A 22,729-nucleotide genomic window follows, 5' to 3' on the forward strand; every position below is an offset into this window, starting at 1 on the left:
ATGAATACTTTAGAAATTAAAAATTTAACGAAAAAATTTGGTGATTTCATCGCAGTTGATAATATGTCTTTATCTATTAAAGAAGGAGAAATATTTGGCTTTTTAGGATCGAATGGTGCTGGTAAGAGTACGACAATCAACATGATTGCTGGTTTGTTAAGAAGTAATGAAGGTGAAATTAGCATACTAGGAAAAAATATAAAGAAACATAATCGATTTGCGAAGATGAATATCGGTATCGTTCCGCAAGATATTGCAATTTATGAAGAGTTAACAGCCTATGAAAATGTGAAATTCTTTGCTGGATTGTACGGATTACGAGGAGCTGAATTAAAAGCTAGGGTCGAGGAAGCTCTTCAATTTGTAGGACTTAGCGATAAACAGAAAAGCTATCCAAAGAACTTTTCTGGTGGGATGAAACGAAGACTGAATATCGCTTGTGCAATTGCTCATAGACCGAAGTTAATTATTATGGATGAGCCGACAGTTGGAATTGATCCACAGTCAAGAAATTATATCCTGCAGTCTGTTCGGAAATTAAACGAAATGGGAAGTACGATTATTTATACGAGTCACTATATGGAAGAGGTAGAAGAGATTTGTACGAAAATAGCGATAGTAGATCACGGTAAAGTGATTGCAGAAGGAACGAAGGAGCAGTTAAAAGCGATTATTACTGATACGAAAGATATTTGGATTGAAGTGAAATCGGTAGAGAATTTAGATGTAGAAAAATTAAAAGTGATAAACGGTGTGAAAGCTGTTCAAATTGAAGAGAACGTAATTAAAGTAAATTCTGATGCAGGATTAAATAATTTAAATAAAATTGTGCAGCACTTCATCAATCATGACATTGAAATCCGTTCGTTAGAGGAGCAGGCTCCTAACTTAGAAACGGTATTCCTTACGTTAACTGGAAGAAACTTACGAGATAAATAAAGAGTAAATGAAGAAAAGGTAAAGGGAGGTTCATCAATTGAACATCTTCAATATTGCAATTATGCATATGAAAAGAGATTTCAGAGACGTAAGAACTTTAGTTTTTATGTTAGCTTTTCCGATTGTGCTTATGCTTGTGTTAGGTACAGCATTAAGTAATGCGTTTAATAGTGATAGTCATTCAATTAAAGATATACAGGTGCTATATAAAGATGAAGCGAGTAGCACGTTTTCTCAAGCATTTGAAGCATTTGCGAAAGAAGTTGATAAATCGGGGATTCATTTTAAAAAAGCTTCTGAAGGTATAGATGGGAAGGAAGCAGTGAAGCAAAATAAATATGCTGCTTATGTAGAATTAAATAAAGATGGTGCAAAAACTTACGGAAGTGACAAAAGTAGTATTGAGGGAAGTATTGTGGAAGGTATGCTTATAACATTTGTTGATAAGTACAATGTAGCAGCCGAAGTTGCAAAAGTTGATCCTAGTAAGGTGAGCGCAGTTATTTCAAATGGAAATCATAATGATTATATAAAAGAAACATCTTTACAAGCTGCGAATAAACCGGGTTCTATGGATTACTATGCGGTTGTAATGACGACGATGATTGCGCTGTATGCTGCGATGGGAGCAAGTTTTCTAATTCGAGGCGAACGAATACGTAAAACAGGAGATCGCCTTATTGCTGCACCTATAAGTAAGGCTGAAATTTTCATTGGGAAAGTGCTTGGTAGTCTAGTAGCAAATGCCCTGTGCATATTACTCGTTATGTTATTTAGTAAATTTGTCTTTCAAGCGAATTGGGGAGATCACCTTGGAATCATATTTCTTATTTTATTAACAGAAGTCTTTCTAGCAATTAGCTTCGGTTTAGGGATTGGATATATTACAAAAACACCTGAATCGTCTAGAGCAATTATTATGGTGGTAGTGCAATTAGCTTCTATTTTTGGCGGTGCATATTTCGTAATAGAAGAAAATTTTGTTACGAGTTTATCACCATTAACGTGGGCAAATACAGCTGTTATGAAAATTATTTATGCGAATGATGTAGGGGCAGCACTACCAGTCATTTCTTTAAATATTGGAATATCAGCACTCTTTTTATTAATTGCAATTATTGCATTACGTAGACGGGAGGGGCTATAGTATGAAAGATATTTTATGGCTCATACAAAAAACGTTATCTGTACTTTTGAAAAATAAAAAAGGGTTATTGATTATTATTAGTTTGCCAATAATCGGGACGCTCATCTCTTTTTCGATATACGGAAATGCAGGGCAAGGAACGTTAAATATCGGGATTGTAAATAAAGAAAATGAGCCGATAGCAAACGATACGATAAAGTTTTTAGAAGGATTAAATCATGTGAATGTGAGTAAGGTTAAGGAGTCTGAAATAGAAGATAAACTCACTTCTAAAAAACTTGATGGAGTTATTACATTAGCTTCTGGTTTTTCAAAAAGCGTTCGAGAAGGGAAACCAGATCATATTGAAATTGCATCGATTAAAGGTGATCAAGTAACAGGATTTATAAAATCATATTTATACAATTATATTGATAATGTAGCAGCTATTAGTAAAGTAGCAGGAACAGATCAAAGTGCATTTGATAAGATGTACGCAGGATATCAAAAAAGTTCATTTAAAATGAAAACGGAGACGCTAGAAGATACTTCGAAAAATAAAGATATGACAAATCAAACGATGGGTTATCTTATTATGTTTATGCTGTTTTCAGCAGTGAACTTATCAGGATTTATTTTAAAAGAAAAAGAGAATAGAACGTATTTTAGATTATTATCAACACCAATTGACGGAAAGAAATTTATATTGTCCAATGTGGCAGTAAATATGATGATATTAACATTGCAAATTGTCATTGCAGTACTATTTCTGACGAATGTTTTTCATACAAATATTAATATGCCTTTCATAGTAATGATTGGTGTGCTTATGATATTCGCTTTAATTGCAATTGGTTTATCATTAGTCATTGTGTCTTTTTCAAAAAGTTCAGCTGCTTCAAATGCAATGCAAAATTTAGTGATAGTACCAACATGTTTGCTTGCTGGATGTTATTTCCCGTACGACATTATGCCAAATGCAGTACAAAAAGTAGCTAATTTTCTTCCGCAGCGTTGGTTATTAGATACGATAGCAAAATTACAACAAGGAATTCCGTTCTCTGAGTTGTATTTAAACATATTAATTTTATTCGCTTTTGCGATTGCGTTCTTCTTAATTGCCATTTATAAATTTGGAAGAAATAATGATGCGAGAAACTTTGTTTAATACAAAAAGGGTGTGATGTAAAGTCACATCCTTTTTTGTATAAAGCATGAAATCTAAATTTGAATGACAAAATAGAAAGGAGGAAAGAAAACGAGCGGAAGGAAATTAAAATGATTAAAAAAATATTGCGAGTTACTTCTATTATTATTGCTATTTTCGTTTTTATTTTAATTTGGATGCATATTGACGTTACCTTAGGAAGGAAAATGGAAGCTGGCAAAAATATGCCGACAGAGTATGCTCCTCACTATAGTGATTTTCAATTATATGTAGAAGGGAAGTCGTTTTATAAACAGCTATTTACTGACATAAGAGAAGCAAAGCAATCTATTTACACGTATTTTTTTATTTTGTCGGATGATAAAAGTAGCCATACTTTTTTAAATTTATTAAAAGAGAAGGCAAAAGAAGGAGTAAACGTCTATTTATCAGTGGATCGCATTAATGATTTATCATTTGAAAGAAAGATGATAAGTGAATTGCGGGAAAGTGGTGTACATTTTACATATAGTAGAAAGCCTGAATTACCATTCGGGTTTTATTCACTTCACCATCGTAATCATCGCCGTATTACGACAATTGATGGGGAGATTGGCTATACAGGTGGTTTTAATATAGGGGATGAGTATTTAGGGAAAGATAAACACTTTGGGTACTGGCGAGACTATCATGTACGGATAAAAGGAGAAGGCGCAAAAGATTTAGAAGAACAATTTGCTTTAGATTGGAAACGAGATACGAAAGAAGAGATAAAGAGGAGTACGAATAAAGCTAGTAAAGGGAATACATTACATACTATGACGAGTTACAATGGGCATTACGTTGCTGAAAAATATATTGAGCTCATTAAACAAGCTCAGCACTCCATTGTAATTGCAACGCCGTATTTTATAGCGAAAAATAAAGAATCAATGAATGCTTTAATTGCAGCACAAAAGCGTGGTGTTACAGTAAAAATACTTTGGTCATATAAACCAGATTTACCTCTTATAAAAGAAGCGGCGTATCCATATATACGTCAAGCTGTTAATAATGGTATTACTGTATATGGGTATAAAAAAGGAATGTTTCATGGGAAGTTAATGCTTATTGATAATGAATTAACCGTTATTGGCACAACAAACTTTACTTCGCGTAGCTTCAATATAAATGATGAAATGAACTTGTATATTCATGGTGGAACTATTGTATCAGAAGTGAACGAAGCATTAGCCCAAGATTTTCATGATTCAAAAGAAATGACGAAAGAGTTTTTTGAGAAGTTATCTTTTTGGGAGCGTTGTAAGGAGAAATTTGCGGGATGGATTGATTTTTATTTGTGATGATAAAGGAAGAAAGGGTGTCTAGAAAAGACGCCCTTTTTTGATGGGAAATAATTATTTTTCATGCACAAGCAATGAAGCATCGTCATTAATTAACGTCCCCACATGCTCACCTAAACAAATTCTTTTCATTACTCCAGGCTCATCAAAGTTAAAGACGTGTGCTGGTAAATTATAATCACGGGCAAGTAGTAAAGCGGCTTGATCCATTACTTGTATGTTTTGCCTAACTATATCGTTATAGTTTAGTTTTTTGTACATTTTCGCTGCTTTATTATGTTTTGGATCACTAGTAAAGACGCCATCGACACCTTGTTTTGCGACTAATATTGCGTCGCTATTCATTTCAATAGCTCTTTGTACGCTTGGATAATCTGTCGTCACGAACGGTTGCCCGTTTCCGCCTCCAAAGATAACGATATACCCGTTATCTAAATGGTGGACTGCACGTAGGCGAATGTATGGTTCAGCTACAGCATTAAACGGGATGGAAGTCATAACGCGCACTTCTTTATTTGTTTTACTTGTTAAAACGCCGCGTAGCATTAAGCTGTTAATGATTGTACCTAACGTCCCGATATTGTCAGCTTCTACACGATCGATTCCCCATTCTTCAGCTAGATGACCTCTAAAAATGTTACCGCCACCGATGACGATGGATACTTCGATACCTAAATCAACAATGGATAAAATTTCGTTTGCGATATGTTCTAATCGTTTGGAGTTAAAGCTATTTCCAGTTTGATCGGCAAGTGCACCGCCGCTTAATTTAATTAAGACACGTTTATATGGTCTCATAACAATTCCCCCTATATAGATCGCAATAAAAAAGGAACAAAGGCGAATGCCTTTGTTCCTTTTTAAGAAAATGAAAAAGAAAAGAAGAAGATAAGACAAATTGTTTTGTGTAGTTTTTCATATCATCCACTCCTTTTCATTTTGATTTGTTTTAAGTATATATCTTTTTGATTATACGAAACAATCTGACTACTTATCAAGTTTATTTTATCGTTTTTTAACAAAATGGTGTCAATAAAAAAAGAAGAAAAATATTTGAATTTTTTGTGACGAACTTGTAGGTTTTTGTATGATTTTGTAGGTTCGCTTATAAGATGTGTGAGTAGCTTTTATAAATTCAAATTGAAAGCGTTCGCATGAAGGGGATGAACATAAATGAAAAAATTCGGATTGGCAACACAAATTTTTGTCGCGCTTGTTTTAGGGATTGTAGTAGGGGCAGTCTTTTATGGCAATAAAACGGCGATTTCTTATATTACACCAATTGGGGATATATTTATTCACTTAATTAAAATGATTGTAGTACCGATTGTTATTTCAGCATTAATTGTTGCGGTAGCTGGTGTAGGCGATATGAAGAAGCTTGGGAAACTGGGCGGGAAGACCATTCTTTATTTCGAAATTATTACGACGATTGCTATTTTAATGGGATTACTTGCGGCAAATATATTCCAGCCGGGTACTGGCGTTGATATGAATAACTTACAGCAAAGTGATATTTCTTCTTATAAACAAACTGCAGATGCTACAGAGAAGCAAGGATTCGCTGAGACGATTGTTCATATCGTACCGAAAAACGTATTTGAATCGATTGCACAAGGTGACTTATTACCGATTATTTTCTTCTCAGTATTATTCGGTTTAGGAGTCGCAGCAATTGGGGAAAAAGGAAAGCCTGTTTTTAACTTCTTTGAAGGTGTACTCGAAGCGATGTTTTGGGTTACAAATCAAGTTATGAAATTTGCACCATTTGGTGTATTCGCATTAATTGCGGTTACGGTTGCAAAATTTGGTGTAGCAACACTACTTCCTTTAGGAAAACTAGTGCTAGCTGTATACGTAACTGTTATACTATTCGTTGTGATTGTATTAGGTATTAATGCAAGAATGGTTGGCGTAAACATTTTTACATTAATGAAAATTTTAAAAGAAGAACTTATTCTTTCATTTACGACAGCAAGTTCAGAAGCTGTTTTACCTAATATAATGAGAAAGATGGAAGAGTTCGGTTGTCCAAAGGCAGTTGCCTCTTTCGTAATTCCGACAGGTTATACATTTAACTTGACTGGATCGGCTATTTATCAAGCGTTAGCGGCATTATTTGTTGCACAAATGTACGGTGTGCACATGTCACTGACAGAGCAAATAACGTTATTATTCGTTCTCATGTTAACATCCAAAGGTATGGCGGGAGTTCCAGGTGCATCGTTCGTTGTTGTATTAGCAACGTTAGGTTCAATGGGGTTACCACTAGAAGGTATCGCGTTAATTGCGGGAATTGACCGCATTTTAGATATGATTCGCTCATCTGTCAATGTATTAGGAAATGCATTAGCGGCCATTGTTATGTCGAAGTGGGAAGGCGAATTCGATAATGAGAAAGCAAAACAATATGTAGAAACAGTCAAAGAAACAAAAGCAGCATAAGAAATCGTTAAGGAGTGAATAATCATGGCAACATTAACTGAAGTTAAAAATGGTGTTCGAATTGAAAAAGACTTTTTAGGTGAAAAAGAAGTACCAAACTATGCATACTACGGCGTACAAACAATGCGTGCAGTTGAAAACTTCCCAATTACAGGATACAAAATCCATGAAGGTTTAATTAGAGCCTTCGCAGTTGTAAAAAAAGCTGCAGCGCTTGCCAATACAGATGTAGGAAGATTGGAATTGAACAAGGGTGGCGCGATCGCAGAAGCTGCTCAAGAAATTCTCGATGGAAAATGGCATGATCATTTCATCGTAGATCCAATCCAAGGCGGAGCAGGTACTTCAATGAACATGAATGCAAATGAAGTCATTGCCAATCGTGCTCTTGAATTATTAGGAATGGAAAAGGGAGACTATCATTATATTAGTCCAAATAGTCATGTGAACATGGCGCAATCAACAAACGATGCATTCCCAACGGCGATTCATATCGCTACATTAAACGCATTAGAAGGTTTATTACAAACGATGGGTTATATGCACGATGTATTTGAATTAAAAGCAGAACAGTTCGATCATGTTATTAAAATGGGTCGTACACATTTACAAGACGCTGTGCCAATTCGCCTTGGACAAGAATTTAAAGCGTACTCTCGTGTACTTGAACGTGATATGAAACGAATTCAGCAATCACGTCAACACTTATATGAAGTGAATATGGGAGCAACTGCAGTTGGTACAGGCTTAAATGCAGATCCAGAATATATTCAAGCTGTTGTAAAACATTTAGCTGCAATTAGTGAACTACCACTAGTTGGTGCAGAAGACTTAGTAGATGCAACGCAAAATACGGATGCATACACAGAAGTATCTGCAGCACTGAAAGTATGTATGATGAATATGTCTAAAATTGCGAATGACCTTCGCTTAATGGCATCAGGTCCACGTGTTGGTTTAGCAGAAATTATGTTACCGGCTCGTCAACCAGGTTCATCTATTATGCCAGGGAAAGTAAACCCTGTTATGCCAGAAGTAATTAATCAAATTGCATTCCAAGTAATTGGTAACGACCATACAATTTGTCTTGCTTCAGAAGCAGGTCAATTAGAATTAAACGTGATGGAACCAGTACTTGTTTTCAACTTACTACAATCAATTAGCATTATGAATAACGGTTTCCGTGCCTTTACAGATAATTGCTTAAAAGGAATTGAAGCGAATGAAGATCGCTTAAAAGAGTATGTTGAGAAGAGTGTAGGAATTATTACAGCCGTGAACCCTCATATCGGTTATGAAGCAGCAGCTCGCGTTGCGAAAGAAGCAATCGCGACAGGGCAATCCGTTCGAGAACTTTGTGTGAAAAATGGTGTACTGTCACAAGAAGATTTAGAGTTAATTCTAGATCCATTCGAAATGACACACCCAGGGATTGCAGGAGCAACTCTTTTAAAGAAAAATTAAAAGAAGAGGGGGGACAAGCCCCTCTTTTTTGTTTACAATATAGAAATGCTATATATGAATAGAGGTAGGGATGTTATGAGCAAGTTTACAGTAGCTTCTAATGGTTCATTAGAAACGACATTAAGAGGAGTAGAAGTATTATCAACACCACTTTTAAATAAAGGGGTCGCTTTCACGCAAGAAGAAAGAGAAGAATTAGGTTTAAAAGGGTTATTACCGCCAGCGGTTTTAACATTGGAAGAACAAGCACGTCGAGCATATGAACAATTTTGTTCTCAGCCGGATGATTTATTAAAGAATGTATACTTAACAGCGTTACATGATCGAAATGAAGTATTATTTTATCGTATTTTAACAGATCATTTACGCGAAATGTTACCAATCGTATATACACCAACTGTCGGTGTAGCGATTCAAAGATATAGTCATGAGTATCGTAAACCACGAGGTGTGTATTTATCAATTAACGATCCGTCAGGTATTGAGGAAGCATTTGCCAATATTGGTGCAACAGCAGAAAATATTGATTTAGTCGTTGTAACAGATGGAGAAGGTATATTAGGAATTGGTGACTGGGGCGTTGGTGGTATTAACATCGCGATCGGAAAATTAGCTGTTTATACAGCCGCAGTTGGAATCGATCCTAGCCGCGTATTACCGGTAATTTTAGATGTAGGTACAAATCGTGAAGAATTATTAGACAATCCATTTTATATTGGAAATCGTCACCCTCGTATAACAGGTGAAGCTTACGATGAATTTATTGATACATTTGTACAAGCGGTAAATAAGCAATTCCCGAAAGCGCTTTTACATTGGGAAGACTTCAGTTCTCGTAATGCACGAAAAATTTTAGATAAATATCGTCATGATATTTGTACGTTTAATGATGATATTCAAGGTACAGGTGCAGTTTCGCTTGCGGCTGTATTATCGGCAGTAAAAGCTTCTGGTGTACCGCTAAGTGAACACCGCGTTGTTGTGTTTGGTGCTGGTACGGCTGGAATCGGTATCGCAGATCAAGTTAGAGATGCGATGGTCCGCGTAGGCGTATCAGAAGAAGAATCATATAAGCGTTTCTGGTGTATTGATCGTAACGGATTAGTTACAGATAATATGGAAGATCTTCTTGATTTCCAAATTCCGTATGCAAGAAAAGAAGCGGAAGTAAGTGAGTGGAAACAAAATGGTGTGATTGGACTTGCTGAAGTTGTGAAACATGTGAAACCGACAATTTTAATCGGTACATCAACTGTTGCAGGCGCATTTAAAGAAGAAATTATTAAAGAAATGGCTTCTCACGTAGAAAGACCAATCATTTTACCGATGTCGAATCCGACGCCACTTGCTGAAGCAAAACCAGCCGATTTAATCGAGTGGACAGAAGGAAGAGCATTAGTTGCAACAGGAAGTCCATTTGAACCAGTTACATATAACGGTGTAACGTATGTGATTGGACAATCAAATAATGCACTTATTTTCCCAGGTCTTGGTCTTGGAACAATTGTTGTACGTGCAAGCGTTATGACGGATGGAATGTTCGCAGCAGCAGCTGAAGCAGTTGCAAGTATGGTGGATACAAGTCAGCCAGGAGCACCTATTTTGCCAGAAGTTGAAGAGCTACGTAATATCTCGGAAATGGTAGCAATTGAAGTAGCGAAAGTTGCCGTTGCGGAAGGTGTTGCGAGAGAGAACTTAAGTGATAACGATATCAAGATTGCAGTGAAAGAAGCAATCTGGGAGCCTGAGTATCGCCAAATAAAAGCGGTAGAAAAGGTTAGAATATAGAAATAAAGCCCGTTTATAATATAAGCGGGCTTTCACTTTTATTACTGAAAAAAGAGTATAGGAAGTGGCACCTTTGAATTGGAATCAATTATGGAAGAAAGATATATCTCTTTTAATTATATTAATGGTTGTTGTTCCGATTGCTGGAGAGCTTAATTTTCATCCTTTTAATGATACGTTTCGTGTTAGCTTTGGGACACCGTTATTCTTCTTTTTATTACTATTTTTAAGAAGAATACCAGCAGCTGCTGCGGGTATTCTTGTCGGTATATGTGTAGTCTTATTCCGCGTATGCCTTGACTGGGTCATGCAAGGCTCATTTCATATGACAGAATCATTTTATTTGCGTTATCCTGTGTTCTTTTATTATTTTATTTATGGAAGTCTTTTTTCACTTTGTAGGGTGAATAAGTTTCATCAGAAGCCAATTGTTATTGGATGTCTTGGAATTTCAATTGAAATTGTTGCAAGTATGTCGGAACTTGCGTTTTATCACATGTTAGTACTAGGTACAACAATAACAATTTCTGAAGTAAATAAACTCATCATTATTGCTATTTTCCGTAGCTTCTTTGCACTTGGCTTTTTAAATATGATGAATTTATATGAAACGAAATTAAAAGAATCACAAGTTCGAAAAGAAAATGAAAAAATGTTCATGCACCTTTCAAATTTATATGTAGAATCTGTTCATTTGAAAAAAACGTTACAAAATGCAGAATTAATTACACAAGAAGCGTATCAATTATATCGGAATTTACAAGCGAATGATGATTCCAGCAGTAAAACAGCATTGAAAATAGCAGGAGAAGTGCACGAAATAAAAAAGGATAATCAAAGGATTTTTGCAGGATTATCTAAACTGTTATTAGATAAAAATGTGGCTGAGTATGTAGAAGGTCATGAGCTTACAGAAATGATTGTAAGAATAAATGAAAAGTATGCTGAAATGTTAGAGAAAGATATACGTTTTTCTAAACATATAGAAGGTGAACACGCTGCATATCACGTGTATACGGTGCTATCAATTTTTAATAACTTAGTTGCGAATGCAGTTGAAGCAATTGAAGATAGAGGCCTCATTCGTATTAAGTTATATAAACGAGAAAAAAATGTAATCTTTGAAGTAATTGACGATGGCCCAGGTATAACGCAAAAGTATAAGAAATTAGTATTTAAGCCCGGGTTTACTTCAAAGTATGATCAAACAGGAACACCGTCCACAGGTATTGGACTTTCTTACATAGATGAAATGGTAACAGAGCTCGGCGGAGAAGTAAGGTTAGAAGACAATGAAAATGGGAACGGGTGTAAGTTTATCGTTTGTTTACCGGAGTGCAGTTTAAAGCGGGAAGGGGAATAGGTTTGTTTTATTATATTGTAGATGATGATGAAGTTTTCCGTTCGATGCTTTCGCAAATTATTGAGGATGGCGATCTTGGGGAAGTAATTGGAGAATCGGAAGATGGAGCGTTTATTGAAGCAGAACAGTTAAATTATAAAAAAGTGGACATTTTATTTATTGATTTACTAATGCCGATGAGAGACGGCATTGAAACAGTTCGCCATATAGCATCTTCATTTACTGGGAAAATTATTATGATTTCCCAAGTTGAATCGAAACAGCTCATTGGTGAGGCATATACACTTGGTGTGGAATATTATATTACAAAACCACTAAACAAAATAGAAGTAGTATCTGTTGTACGAAAAGTGATAGAACGTATTCGTTTGGAACGTTCTATATATGACATTCAAAAATCATTGAATAATGTGTTTCAGTGGGAAAAGCCGCAAATGCGTAGTGAAACAGTGCAAGAAGGGAAAAAGATATCAGATTCAGGACGCTTCTTACTATCAGAACTCGGTATTGCGGGAGAGAATGGAAGTAAAGATTTGCTTAGTATGCTGGAATATTTATATGGACAAGAAAAGGCGCAAACATTTGAGTTTGGATTTCCTGCTTTAAAAGATATCTTTCACCAAATAACAGTAAAAAAATTAGGGGAACTAGCTTCAGAAGCAGATATAGAGAAGGAGAAAAAAGCATCTGAACAACGTGTGAGAAGAGCAATTTATCAATCATTAAACCATTTAGCTTCTCTTGGACTAACAGACTTTTCAAATCCGAAATTTGAAAGTTATGCTCCGAAGTTTTTTGATTTCACTGTGGTTAGAAAACGGATGACAGAAATGACAAAGGATGGGGTAGCGACTTCTGGCCATATACGAATTAATACGAAAAAATTTATTCAAGTGTTGTATTTTGAGGCGAAACGACTGATGGAGATAGAGTGAAAAGGTGCTTATAAATAAGCATCTTTTTTTGTTAAATCAACATTTTATATTTTCTCGTGAAGCATGTAAAATGTTAAGTAAGAGAAAATGGTTTTACATTAAGGAAGTGTCAAAACAATGAGTTTTACATTAAATAAATCGATTATTAAAGAAGTATGTGGAGAAACCTCATATAAAAGAGGCGAAGCTTATTATAAATCAAATAAAGTAATCGTGAATTACTATGATGAAACGAAAGAAATTTGTGAGGCGACGGTAAAAGGGAACGAGGATTTTCATGTTACGGTAGAAAAAGCTAAGAAAGGTGATGTTGTTGCGAGATGTAGTTGTCCTTCGTTAGCGTCTTTCCAAACGTACTGTCAACATGTAGCAGCTGTATTGATACAAATAAATTATAACCAGCAAACGGGTGGAATGGGCTCTATTAGTAGCAGAAATGATCAATTAACAAACGGGATGTTTCAGTTGTTTGCAGATAAACCACTGAGGCCAAAAAGTAAACAACATCGGTTTGATACACGTGAAATATTAGATGTTGCGTTTATATGTTCACCGGTAGCGACGAAAAGCGGTGGGGCTCTTCTTGGAATTCAGTTAAAACTTGCCAAAACATATTTTATAAATCATATTAGAGAATTTCTTTCTAAAGTGGAGAAGAGAGAGACTTTTCATTGTTCCAATGAATTTACATATACGCCAGATGTACACAGTTTTAAACAAGAAACAGACGCGATTATACAACAACTTATTAAAATATATCATAACGAAAAAATGTATGAAGATGCACTAGAAGTACATGCGAAACAAGATGAAAGCATGATATTTATACCGCCAGCTTCGTGGAATGATATGCTCTCTGCACTTTCTAGAGCCGAGTATGTACAGCTGAAACAAAATGAGCAACTGTTTCAGGGATTACACATTTCAAAAGGGTTATTGCCATTACATTTTGAGTTTACGAAAGGGAATAATGGCGGGTTTACCCTTCATATAGACGGTCTAAATCGCGTTCGAGTTATGGAGATGTATAACAACGCTCTTTACGATGGGAAATTATATCATTTACCCATGGAAGATTGTATGCGACTTATTGAATTGCAAAAGATGATGAGTCGCTCAAATAGCAATCAGTTTTATATTCCTGAAAATAAGATGGAACATTTCGTAGCGAAAGTTGTGCCTGGATTAATGAAACTTGGAACAGTGCGCATTGATGAAGTCATATCCGATCGTGTTGAAACGCCATCGTTAAAAGCAAAGCTATATTTAGATCGAGTGAAAAATCGTTTGCTAGCAGGTCTTGAATTTCATTATGGAAACGTCGTGATTAATCCGCTAGAAGAAGACGGGCAACCTTCTGTTTTTAATCGTGATGAGAAAAAGGAAAAAGAGATTTTAGACATTATGAGTGAAAGTGCCTTTGCGAAAACAGAAGGCGGTTACTTTATGCATAATGAAGAAGCTGAGTATAACTTTTTATATCACATTGTTCCAACGTTAAAAGGTTTAGTTGATATTTACGCGACAACAGCAATCAAATTACGAATTCATAAAGGGGATACAGCGCCACTTATTAGAGTGAGAAGGAAAGAAAGAATTGATTGGTTGTCATTTCGTTTTGATATAAAAGGAATACCCGAAGCTGAAATTAAAGGTGTATTAGCGGCTCTTGAAGAAAAACGGAAATATTATCGGCTTGCGAATGGTTCTTTATTATCACTAGAGAGCAAAGAGTTTAATGAAATTAATCAGTTTGTAAAAGAATCAGGTATTCGAAAAGAATTTTTACATGGGGAAGAAGTGAATGTTCCGCTTATTCGGAGTGTAAAATGGATGAACGGACTTCATGAAGGTAATGTTTTAAGTTTAGATGAGTCTGTTCAAGATTTAGTTGAAAGCATTCAAAACCCGAAAAAATTAAAATTTACAGTGCCACAAACTTTACATGCTGTAATGAGAGAGTATCAAGTATACGGGTTCGAATGGATGAAAACACTTGCCTATTACCGTTTTGGCGGTATTTTAGCAGACGATATGGGACTTGGAAAAACGCTGCAAAGTATTGCTTATATAGATTCTGTTTTGCCTGAAATTCGAGAGAAGAAGCTGCCTATATTAGTCGTTTCACCGTCCTCGCTTGTTTATAATTGGTTTAGTGAATTGAAAAAATTCGCTCCACATATTAGAGCAGTTATTGCAGATGGAAATCAGACAGAACGGCGAAAAATTTTAAAAGATGTAGCGGAATTTGATGTCGTAATTACGTCATATCCATTACTAAGAAGAGATATAAGGTCGTATGCGAGGCCGTTTCATACGCTATTTCTTGATGAAGCACAGGCGTTTAAAAATCCGACAACGCAAACTGCAAGAGCAGTGAAAACAATTCAAGCTGAATATCGTTTCGGACTAACAGGAACGCCTGTCGAAAATTCATTAGAAGAGCTATGGTCTATTTTCCACGTTGTATTTCCAGAATTATTACCAGGAAGAAAAGAGTTCGGTGATTTAAGGCGTGAAGATATTGCGAAGCGCGTAAAACCTTTCGTATTAAGACGATTAAAAGAAGATGTATTACAGGAGCTGCCAGATAAAATAGAGCACTTACAGTCATCGGAGTTATTACCAGACCAAAAGAGACTATATGCTGCTTATTTAGCGAAATTAAGAGAAGAAACGTTAAAACATTTAGACAAAGACACGTTAAGTAAAAATAAAATTAGAATTTTAGCTGGCTTAACGAGATTGAGACAAATTTGCTGTCATCCCGCTTTATTCGTTGATGATTATAAAGGGAGTTCAGCTAAATTTGAGCAACTGTTAGACATACTAGAGGAATGTAGAAGTACTGGTAAGAGAATTTTAATCTTTTCTCAATTTACGAAGATGCTGTCCATTATTGGTCGTGAATTAAATCGTCAAGCGATTCCATACTTTTATTTAGACGGAAATACACCTTCGCAAGAACGTGTAGAGCTATGTAATCGATTTAACGAAGGGGAAGGGGACCTATTTCTCATTTCTTTAAAAGCTGGTGGTACGGGGCTTAACTTAACGGGTGCCGATACGGTTATATTATACGATTTATGGTGGAATCCAGCTGTTGAACAACAAGCAGCAGATCGGGCATATCGGATGGGACAGAAAAATACGGTACAAGTTATTAAGTTAGTGGCTCACGGAACAATCGAGGGAAAAATGCATGAACTGCAAGAGAGTAAGAAAAATTTAATTGCTGAAGTGATTGAGCCGGGAGAAGAGAAATTATCATCCATCACGGAAGAAGAAATTCGAGATATTTTAATGATCTAATAAAGAAAGCTATGCCTTCAAATATATGAGGGCATAGCTTTTTCGTTGTAATAATTATATTTTGTTTTGTACAAAGTAAAGAAACTAAATGTTATTTCTTTGTACCTTTACTTTTGTATGGCTTTGCAGCTTTCTTCTTTTTTGCACTTGATTGCCAACGGTTCCACCCTTTACTTCCTGTACCTTGTCCTACACCTTTTTTCGGTTTTGCTTTCGTTTTACTCATATAATCACTCCGTTATATAAAAATCTAATTTGATAATAGTCAATGATTTAGAAAATACTCTTTATAAATGACTATGTTTGCTTTAAGGAAAACAAACTGCTTGAATGCTATAGTATATCATGAATTTGCAAGTAAACTGAAAGGAATTACAAAGAAAATGAAAATAATACGAAATACTGCGGATTCTATATTTCGAACGATTACATTAATCGTCGTATATACGTTAGTTTCAGTTAGTGAGACGTTTTTTAGAATACCTAGGCAAAAGAAGTAAAGAAGGTATATTGGAAACAATCAATAAAGCCGTAAAATAAAGAATTGAAAAATATTTTAAAACTTTTTGTTGACTTTCTTTATTTTTTGTATAGAATAATCATTAATAAAATGTTTCAGAGATGTGACAACAAAACGACTATGAAAGGACGAGTAGTAGTAGGACGTAGTCTAAGCGAGTCAGGGATGGTGTGAGCCTGATACGAAGCCTATTATGAAGAACCTCCTGGAGTTGCTAACCGAAATCCTTGATAGGAAAGTAGACTTAGCCGGGAACTTCGCCGTTACAAGAAGAACAGTATCGAGATATTTCATCTCCGTATTGTATAAGTGAGCAACCTCTGTTGCTAATTTGGGTGGTACCGCGGAACCAAAGCCTTTCGTCCCAGTTTTTTGGGAAAGAAGGGCTTTTTTTGTTGGCTTCTTTTCACAACATCCAAACATTTTAGGAGGAAACCACCATGTATCAATCATTAATGACAGTAAGAGAGACTCAAATCGCAATTAAGGAAGTTAAAACATTTTTCGAGGATCAATTAGCAAAACGACTTGAATTATTCCGTGTATCTGCACCATTATTCGTAACGAAAAAATCAGGATTAAACGATCACCTAAACGGTGTAGAACGTCCAATTGAATTTGATATGTTACACTCAGGAGAAGAATTAGAAATTGTGCACTCACTAGCGAAGTGGAAACGATTTGCACTCCATGAATATGGATATGAAGCTGGTGAAGGTTTATATACAAACATGAACGCGATCCGTCGTGATGAAGAACTTGATGCAACACATTCTATTTACGTTGACCAATGGGATTGGGAAAAAATCGTTCAAAAAGAATGGCGTACTGTAGATTATTTACAAAAAACAGTACTAACAATTTATGGAATATTCAAAGATTTAGAAGACCACTTATTTGAAAAGTATCCGTTCCTTGGGAAGTATTTACCAGAAGAAATTGTATTCGTTACTTCTCAAGAACTAGAAGATAAATATCCAGAATTAACACCGAAAGATCGTGAACATGCAATTGCAAAAGAACACGGTGCAGTCTTCATTATCGGAATTGGTGATGCACTTCGTTCAGGTGAAAAGCATGATGGACGCGCAGCTGATTATGATGATTGGAAATTAAACGGTGATATTTTATTCTGGCACCCAGTACTACAATCTTCATTTGAATTATCATCAATGGGAATTCGTGTTGATAGTAAATCACTTGATGAGCAGTTAACGAAAACAGGTGAAGACTATAAACGTGAGTATGATTTCCATAAAGGTATTTTAGAAGACATACTACCATTAACAATTGGCGGTGGTATCGGACAATCGAGAATGTGCATGTACTTCTTACGTAAAGCACATATTGGTGAAGTTCAATCTTCTGTATGGCCTGACGATTTACGTGAAGCTTGCAAGAAAGAAAACATTCATCTATTTTAATAGAAGAGAGAGAATAGCTTAAATATAGGGCTATTCTCTCTTTTTTTACTTTGTAAACGAATGGTTTACAGTGAGTTTTACTAATGGTTTCTTTCTTTTATATCTCTTTTTATGTAATAATTTGTTAAAGGAGGGGGATGTTATGAGCTTAGGAGAGCAGTTAAAAAAATTACGAGAGTCAAAGGGATTTTCACAAGAGGATGTTGCTAAAAAGATTGGTGTGACGAGGCAAGCGGTATATAAGTGGGAGAATGATAAAAGTTGTCCTGATATTGATAATTTAATTTTACTAAGCGAAATGTACAATGTTACGCTCGATGAGTTAATAAAAGGGAATCAAAACATTAAAGAAAAAATACATATTGATGAAGAAGATGAGGATTTTGAGAAAGAGAACGAGTTTGGTTTTTATATTGGATTTGGTTTACTAATTATGAGTGCGTTCATTGATTATGAAAAAATACAGGTGGTTGTATTAGTAATTGCACTATTCATGATGGTTTTTTATTCGGATGTGAAGAAAGTTATTTTGAATGAGTTCAAATCGTTTTTTAAAAGAAAAGATATATATGAGAAGAAGTGAGAAGAGTAAGTTATATTTCCTAGGAAAGAGTATAACAAGAAAATAAATTGTTTTATAATAATTTTAGGATGTTAATAGTATGTTAAAAAGCTCAAACAAGTATAACCCCGCTCTAAAGCTAGGACGGGGTTCAAAATCTAAGTTTTATTAAGTGTAAAGTTCTTTCAAATATTTTTACTTCAGTAAAGGCTTCTAATAAAACATTAATTATTTATTACCGAGTTCTTCCGCTAAACCGATTAAAATGCCTTCAGTTCCACGAATGTAGCAGAGACGGTAAGAGTTCTCGTATTGAACTACTTCGCCAACGAGCTGAGCACCATGTTTAGTAGTAAGCCTAGATACCATTTCGTCAATGTCTTCAACGGTGAACATGACGCGCAAATAACCGAGGGCGTTGACAGGAGCTGTCCGGTGATCTGCTATAGCGGGCGGGGTAAGAAATCGCGAAAGTTCAATTCGGCTATGGCCATCTGGAGTTACCATCATAGCAATCTCTACGCACTGCGAACCGAGTCCAGTTACGCGACCGGCCCATTCACCCTCTACAGTGGCACGCCCTTCGAGTTTTAACCCAATCTCCTCGAAGAAAGAGATTGCATGATCAAGGGATTCTACAACGATGCTGACATTATCCATTCTGAGTAATTTGTTGTTTGTCATTGTCTTTATCTCCTTATATGTAAAAGTGTATGATCTAACCATCTACATAATTATACTATTAAAAAGTTATAAACTCCTTCCAAACAAAAAATAGCTTGTCACAGTATAGGGAAATGTGACAAGCTATTTTTAATTGTGCTATATAGTATCTTGTTAACAAACAATACCGCGACTCCCCGAAAAATGTTTCTACGCTGTATGCTCTTAAAGGGCCCGATCGTTGTATAGAATGAAGTGTATTATTTAAATGATAAATACATTTCTTATTACTCTATATGCAAATAGCTTTCTATTTATATAGGAAGGAAGTAGATTCATATAATTTGTTTTAAGTTTTACTAGTAGAAATTAGCTCATCTGCACTAAAGGCTCAATTTTCGCCATAAATGATTGATGCAGCGCCTCGACACCTGTTACTAAATGAAGGCGGTCAATAACGACAGACACTTTAATTTCTGATGTACTTACCATTTTAATATGAATATCTTCTTCTTTTAAAGTAGTGAACATATTCGCAGCAACACCTGGATTAGAGACCATACCAGATCCTACAATTGATACTTTTGCTAAATGATTTTCATATTCTACTGATTCATAGTGAAGTGCCTCTTGATTTTGTTCCAATACTTCTAATGTTTCTCTTAAATCATTAGAATGGATGGAGAAGGAGAGATGAACAGTTCCTTCATTTGTAATACTTTGAATGATGATATCTACATTAATATGTGCCGCTGCTAATGTAGAGAAAACTGTTGAAAGCGAGCCTTGTTCCAATCCTTTCACTGTGATGCGTGTAATATTATCTTCAAATGCAATACCTTTAACGATTGATTGTTGTTCCATGTTACATTCTCCTTTTACAATTGTTCCATTTTCTTGTTCCATACTTGAGCGAACTTCTAAAATGACATTATGATTTTTAGCAAACTCAACAGCACGCGGGTGTAATACACCAGCACCGAGGTTTGCAAGTTCTAACATTTCGTCATAAGAAATTTCATCTAATTTATAAGCATCTTTTACAACTCGTGGATCCGTCGTATATACGCCTGTCACATCTGTGTAAATATCACATTTTTTAGCTTTCAGTGCAGCAGCTAATGCAACAGCAGTTGTATCAGAACCACCGCGTCCAAGCGTTGTAATTTCATGGTTTTCACTAACGCCTTGGAAGCCAGCTACGATAACAATCGTACCTTCAGCAAGATAAGATTGAATTCGATCTGTATGAATGTCAGTAATCCGTGCACTATTATGTACAGATTCTGTCGTAATACCAGCTTGCCATCCTGTTAATGAAATTGCGTTATAACCTTTTGCTTGTAGTGCCATCGTTAATAATGAAATAGTCACTTGCTCTCCTGTTGATAGAAGCATATCCATTTCGCGTTTACTCGGATTTTCTGTAATCGCGTTAGCGAGTGCTACAAGTTCGTCTGTACTTTTCCCCATTGCTGAAACGACAGAGACGATACTATGTCCTCTTTCATATTCTTCAATAATTAAATTTGCTACATGTTGAATGCGCTCAACGCTTCCGACAGAAGTGCCACCAAATTTTTGTACAATCGTTTCCATTACGAATTCCTTCTTTCATCCATTTTTAAGAATAGATTAGGACATATATAAATCCCAATATTCCTGTAGTTACCAGAGAAAAACAAAAAACACCATCTCAAATAAGTGAGGATGGTGCTGTTACAGGAAAAGGGAAACAGAAAACGGAGCTAATAAAAAAACCGCCAAAAAAGGAATACCATAAAAATGATATCTCTTTTTTGTAGATAGCTCTTCATACGTACACGTCTGTACATATGACAGTTCTGTTTCTATTCGAAAACAGCCCCAATCGATACATACAGAGAAATATATCGATTTCGGCAATACTTCCTTTCATCTAATTTCATAGACATCTCTGTGTCTCCATTAGAATACTCATAAGTATCGCAACCTCTATCTCACGTTTTAGGCGAGAGTGTTTGATTTATGAAGTTGTTGGTAACATTTGTTTTATAATAATTTAAATTTTTCGAGGAATCAAGTGTTTTATATATATTTTAAAAATTCTATCTTTTTTACGAGGAAGTTTGTGAAAAATGTAGCAAAATAAATTTATTACATGTACATTAAAATTATAGTTCATTGGAGGTGGAAGAATGAAAGGGAAAAAGCCTATTTATGTTTCAGCAGAAATGAACACAACAATGGAAAAATTATGGGAATACACGCAAGAACCACATATACATACAGAATGGGATGCCCGCTTTACTGAAATTTCATATGTAGAGAAAAAAGAAGGAGAACCACAGAAATTTTTATATAAAACAAAAATCGGATTTGGACTTGAAATAGCTGGGGAAGGGGAATCGATAGGTGAAATAAGAAAAGAAACAGGTGAACGAATTTCTTCTTTAAAATTTTGGACAGAAAATCAATTATCACTTATTCAAATAGGGCGTGGTTATTGGAAGTATACACCCCGTAAAGAACACATTCATTTTGAGACGCAATATGATTATGATACGAGGTTTGGTCGTATAGGGAATGTAATAGATTTCTATATGTTTCGGCCGTTATTAGGCTGGGCGACTGCTTGGAGTTTTGATGCTTTAAAATTATGGTTAGAAAAGGGGCTTCATCCTAGGTTGCTAATTAGAAGAACAATGACATATTGGCTCGTATGTTTTTTATTTGCATTTGTATGGATGTATCAAGGGATCTTCCCAAAAATAATTTTCAGTCATCCAGAAGAGATGAAGATGCTTTCTGCGATTATTGATTCAACTGGAAATAGTATTGCAATTCTTAAAGTAATAGGGATGTTAGAAATTATTTTTGGTATCATATGGCTATTTCCAGTTTCAAAACAAAAATTATTTATACTACATATTTTTATGTTAATAGCTTTAACGATAGTGGCAGGATTTACGAATATCGTAAGCTTTACAGAGCCGTTTAATCCAATTACATTAAACGTTTTACTAATGGGGGTATCGATTGTCGGTTATATAAATAGTTTTGATTTACCAAGTGCAAAAAATTGCAAGAGGAAGAGAAAGGGATAATGTATGGCTAATATGTATGAAAGACTATTAGGGGATTCTTATAACAAACTTCATCCAAAATTACAGAAACGCTATGAGATTACAGAAGAAAATAGCTTTACTGGAGAAGGAAAGATGGATGAAATTTACGGAGGTTCTTTTTTCGTAAAATTGATATTAAAAATTGCATCGAAGTTTCGAATGTTTTTCCCTGAGCGTGGGAAGAAAGTGCCATTTACAATACATAATACCGCTGAGCGAGATGAACATGGACATGAACTTGTGCGGTGGAATCGTACTTTTTACTTTCGTAATAAGAAAAGATATTTTAATGCGGTAATGAAACTTGATGAAAATGAAATTGTAGATTATTTTGGTGAACCACATTTACTCGTCTCTACATTGGATTTTTATATTGATGAGTTAGGGGCAATGCATATCTCTTCAAAGAAACAATGGTTTTATATGTTTGGAAGAAAAATCTCTTTACCGAAATTTTTATACGGAGAGGCAAACATTGTTGAAAGTTATGATGACGAATTACAATGTTTTCGAATTCATGTTCAAGTACAAAATCCGTTAATTGGTTCGCTATTTTCATATAAGGGAACATTTGTGGAGAGGAAATAAATG

General features: G+C 35.3%; 19 protein-coding genes, 1 riboswitch and 1 other annotated feature. Of the genes, 15 read left to right on the top strand and 4 right to left on the bottom strand.

What is annotated here, in order from left to right; genetic code table 11:
- The 4 genes from PDQ40_RS01885 to cls all read left to right on the top strand — a co-directional run bounded on the left by PDQ40_RS01885 (nt 1) and on the right by cls (nt 4,555).
- A complete protein-coding gene (locus tag PDQ40_RS01885) occupies nt 1–939 on the top strand; it encodes an ABC transporter ATP-binding protein (RefSeq protein WP_001093821.1) in 939 nt (312 codons plus the stop codon).
- A 37-nt stretch (nt 940–976) separates the two neighbouring features.
- Complete coding sequence (locus PDQ40_RS01890; RefSeq protein WP_001020165.1) at nt 977–2,086, top strand: ABC transporter permease; 1,110 nt, start codon at nt 977–979, stop codon at nt 2,084–2,086.
- 1 nt (nt 2,087) lies between these two features.
- Entirely contained in the window at nt 2,088–3,233 is a 1,146-nt protein-coding gene (locus PDQ40_RS01895; RefSeq protein ID WP_000651873.1) for an ABC transporter permease, read from the top strand.
- 110 nt (nt 3,234–3,343) lie between these two features.
- Nucleotides 3,344–4,555 carry a cardiolipin synthase gene (gene cls, locus PDQ40_RS01900; protein WP_000591919.1) on the top strand — a complete coding sequence of 404 codons (1,212 nt, stop codon included), beginning with the start codon at nt 3,344–3,346 and terminating at the stop codon, nt 4,553–4,555.
- Nucleotides 4,556–4,609: 54 nt separating this feature from the next.
- Here cls and pyrH read toward each other — a convergent pair whose 3' ends face one another.
- Complete coding sequence (gene pyrH / locus PDQ40_RS01905) at nt 4,610–5,353, bottom strand: UMP kinase (protein WP_001248049.1); 744 nt, start codon at nt 5,351–5,353, stop codon at nt 4,610–4,612.
- Nucleotides 5,354–5,728: 375 nt separating this feature from the next.
- Here pyrH and PDQ40_RS01910 point away from each other — a divergent pair, with 375 nt between their 5' ends.
- The 6 genes from PDQ40_RS01910 (at nt 5,729) to PDQ40_RS01935 (ending at nt 15,862) form a co-directional block, all read left to right on the top strand.
- Nucleotides 5,729–7,000, top strand: coding sequence for a cation:dicarboxylate symporter family transporter (locus tag PDQ40_RS01910; RefSeq protein WP_000713289.1), 1,272 nt, complete (start codon nt 5,729–5,731; stop codon nt 6,998–7,000).
- Nucleotides 7,001–7,024: 24 nt separating this feature from the next.
- Nucleotides 7,025–8,464 (top strand): aspartate ammonia-lyase, encoded by a 1,440-nt coding sequence (aspA, locus tag PDQ40_RS01915; protein WP_000224208.1) that lies wholly within the window; start codon nt 7,025–7,027, stop codon nt 8,462–8,464.
- A 75-nt stretch (nt 8,465–8,539) separates the two neighbouring features.
- On the top strand, nt 8,540–10,252 hold the full coding sequence (gene malS, locus PDQ40_RS01920; RefSeq protein WP_002081413.1) for an oxaloacetate-decarboxylating malate dehydrogenase: 1,713 nt from the start codon (nt 8,540–8,542) through the stop codon (nt 10,250–10,252).
- 64 nt (nt 10,253–10,316) lie between these two features.
- Entirely contained in the window at nt 10,317–11,615 is a 1,299-nt protein-coding gene (locus PDQ40_RS01925) for a sensor histidine kinase (RefSeq protein WP_001997204.1), read from the top strand.
- Nucleotides 11,616–11,617: 2 nt separating this feature from the next.
- Nucleotides 11,618–12,550 carry a response regulator gene (locus tag PDQ40_RS01930; protein ID WP_000500322.1) on the top strand — a complete coding sequence of 311 codons (933 nt, stop codon included), beginning with the start codon at nt 11,618–11,620 and terminating at the stop codon, nt 12,548–12,550.
- 117 nt (nt 12,551–12,667) lie between these two features.
- Nucleotides 12,668–15,862, top strand: a complete 3,195-nt coding sequence (locus PDQ40_RS01935) for an SNF2 helicase associated domain-containing protein (protein ID WP_270691206.1) — start codon at nt 12,668–12,670, stop codon at nt 15,860–15,862.
- A gap of 91 nt (nt 15,863–15,953) precedes the next feature.
- On the opposite strand, the gene PDQ40_RS01940 is transcribed toward PDQ40_RS01935, so the two are convergent.
- Nucleotides 15,954–16,088, bottom strand: coding sequence for a DUF3934 domain-containing protein (locus PDQ40_RS01940; protein WP_000047591.1), 135 nt, complete (start codon nt 16,086–16,088; stop codon nt 15,954–15,956).
- Between the two features lie 100 nt (nt 16,089–16,188).
- On the opposite strand from PDQ40_RS01940, the gene PDQ40_RS01945 reads away from it, so the two are divergent.
- From PDQ40_RS01945 to PDQ40_RS01955, 3 genes are all read left to right on the top strand, one after another.
- Nucleotides 16,189–16,362, top strand: coding sequence for a hypothetical protein (locus PDQ40_RS01945; protein ID WP_001983127.1), 174 nt, complete (start codon nt 16,189–16,191; stop codon nt 16,360–16,362).
- Nucleotides 16,363–16,493: 131 nt separating this feature from the next.
- Nucleotides 16,494–16,752 (top strand) — a binding site (T-box leader).
- A 70-nt stretch (nt 16,753–16,822) separates the two neighbouring features.
- The gene (gene asnA, locus PDQ40_RS01950) at nt 16,823–17,806 is read left to right on the top strand and encodes an aspartate--ammonia ligase (RefSeq protein ID WP_000284909.1); all 984 of its coding nucleotides are present in this window, start codon (nt 16,823–16,825) and stop codon (nt 17,804–17,806) included.
- Nucleotides 17,807–17,948: 142 nt separating this feature from the next.
- Entirely contained in the window at nt 17,949–18,389 is a 441-nt protein-coding gene (locus tag PDQ40_RS01955; RefSeq protein ID WP_061536808.1) for a helix-turn-helix domain-containing protein, read from the top strand.
- A gap of 207 nt (nt 18,390–18,596) precedes the next feature.
- Here PDQ40_RS01955 and PDQ40_RS01960 read toward each other — a convergent pair whose 3' ends face one another.
- Both PDQ40_RS01960 and PDQ40_RS01965 read right to left on the bottom strand, forming a co-directional pair.
- On the bottom strand, nt 18,597–19,052 hold the full coding sequence (locus PDQ40_RS01960) for a VOC family protein (RefSeq protein ID WP_000183761.1): 456 nt from the start codon (nt 19,050–19,052) through the stop codon (nt 18,597–18,599).
- 348 nt (nt 19,053–19,400) lie between these two features.
- The gene (locus PDQ40_RS01965) at nt 19,401–20,630 is read right to left on the bottom strand and encodes an aspartate kinase (protein ID WP_270691207.1); all 1,230 of its coding nucleotides are present in this window, start codon (nt 20,628–20,630) and stop codon (nt 19,401–19,403) included.
- A gap of 199 nt (nt 20,631–20,829) precedes the next feature.
- Nucleotides 20,830–21,016, bottom strand: a riboswitch (Lysine riboswitch).
- A gap of 192 nt (nt 21,017–21,208) precedes the next feature.
- On the opposite strand from PDQ40_RS01965, the gene PDQ40_RS01970 reads away from it, so the two are divergent.
- Together PDQ40_RS01970 and PDQ40_RS01975 are read left to right on the top strand one after the other, a co-directional pair.
- Nucleotides 21,209–22,117 (top strand): DoxX-like family protein, encoded by a 909-nt coding sequence (locus tag PDQ40_RS01970; protein ID WP_270691208.1) that lies wholly within the window; start codon nt 21,209–21,211, stop codon nt 22,115–22,117.
- A 3-nt stretch (nt 22,118–22,120) separates the two neighbouring features.
- Complete coding sequence (locus PDQ40_RS01975; protein ID WP_000002643.1) at nt 22,121–22,726, top strand: DUF4166 domain-containing protein; 606 nt, start codon at nt 22,121–22,123, stop codon at nt 22,724–22,726.
- Nucleotides 22,727–22,729 lie beyond the last annotated feature (3 nt).

The sequence above is a fragment of the Bacillus cereus group sp. Bc061 genome, from assembly GCF_027715825.1.
In the GTDB taxonomy this organism is placed as follows: domain Bacteria; phylum Bacillota; class Bacilli; order Bacillales; family Bacillaceae_G; genus Bacillus_A; species Bacillus_A paranthracis.

Excerpts from the sequence above, each read along its gene's own strand:
- PDQ40_RS01970 (WP_270691208.1), top strand. The coding sequence starts at position 21,209 with ATGAAAGGGAAAAAGCCTATTTATGTTTCAGCAGAAATGAACACAACA.
- cls (WP_000591919.1), top strand. The coding sequence starts at position 3,344 with ATGATTAAAAAAATATTGCGAGTTACTTCTATTATTATTGCTATTTTC.
- aspA (WP_000224208.1), top strand. The coding sequence starts at position 7,025 with ATGGCAACATTAACTGAAGTTAAAAATGGTGTTCGAATTGAAAAAGAC.
- PDQ40_RS01885 (WP_001093821.1), top strand. The coding sequence starts at position 1 with ATGAATACTTTAGAAATTAAAAATTTAACGAAAAAATTTGGTGATTTC.
- asnA (WP_000284909.1), top strand. The coding sequence starts at position 16,823 with ATGTATCAATCATTAATGACAGTAAGAGAGACTCAAATCGCAATTAAG.
- PDQ40_RS01955 (WP_061536808.1), top strand. The coding sequence starts at position 17,949 with ATGAGCTTAGGAGAGCAGTTAAAAAAATTACGAGAGTCAAAGGGATTT.
- PDQ40_RS01935 (WP_270691206.1), top strand. The coding sequence starts at position 12,668 with ATGAGTTTTACATTAAATAAATCGATTATTAAAGAAGTATGTGGAGAA.
- PDQ40_RS01965 (WP_270691207.1), bottom strand. The coding sequence starts at position 20,630 with ATGGAAACGATTGTACAAAAATTTGGTGGCACTTCTGTCGGAAGCGTT.
- PDQ40_RS01960 (WP_000183761.1), bottom strand. The coding sequence starts at position 19,052 with ATGACAAACAACAAATTACTCAGAATGGATAATGTCAGCATCGTTGTA.
- malS (WP_002081413.1), top strand. The coding sequence starts at position 8,540 with ATGAGCAAGTTTACAGTAGCTTCTAATGGTTCATTAGAAACGACATTA.
- pyrH (WP_001248049.1), bottom strand. The coding sequence starts at position 5,353 with ATGAGACCATATAAACGTGTCTTAATTAAATTAAGCGGCGGTGCACTT.
- PDQ40_RS01895 (WP_000651873.1), top strand. The coding sequence starts at position 2,088 with ATGAAAGATATTTTATGGCTCATACAAAAAACGTTATCTGTACTTTTG.
- PDQ40_RS01975 (WP_000002643.1), top strand. The coding sequence starts at position 22,121 with ATGGCTAATATGTATGAAAGACTATTAGGGGATTCTTATAACAAACTT.
- PDQ40_RS01940 (WP_000047591.1), bottom strand. The coding sequence starts at position 16,088 with ATGAGTAAAACGAAAGCAAAACCGAAAAAAGGTGTAGGACAAGGTACA.
- PDQ40_RS01910 (WP_000713289.1), top strand. The coding sequence starts at position 5,729 with ATGAAAAAATTCGGATTGGCAACACAAATTTTTGTCGCGCTTGTTTTA.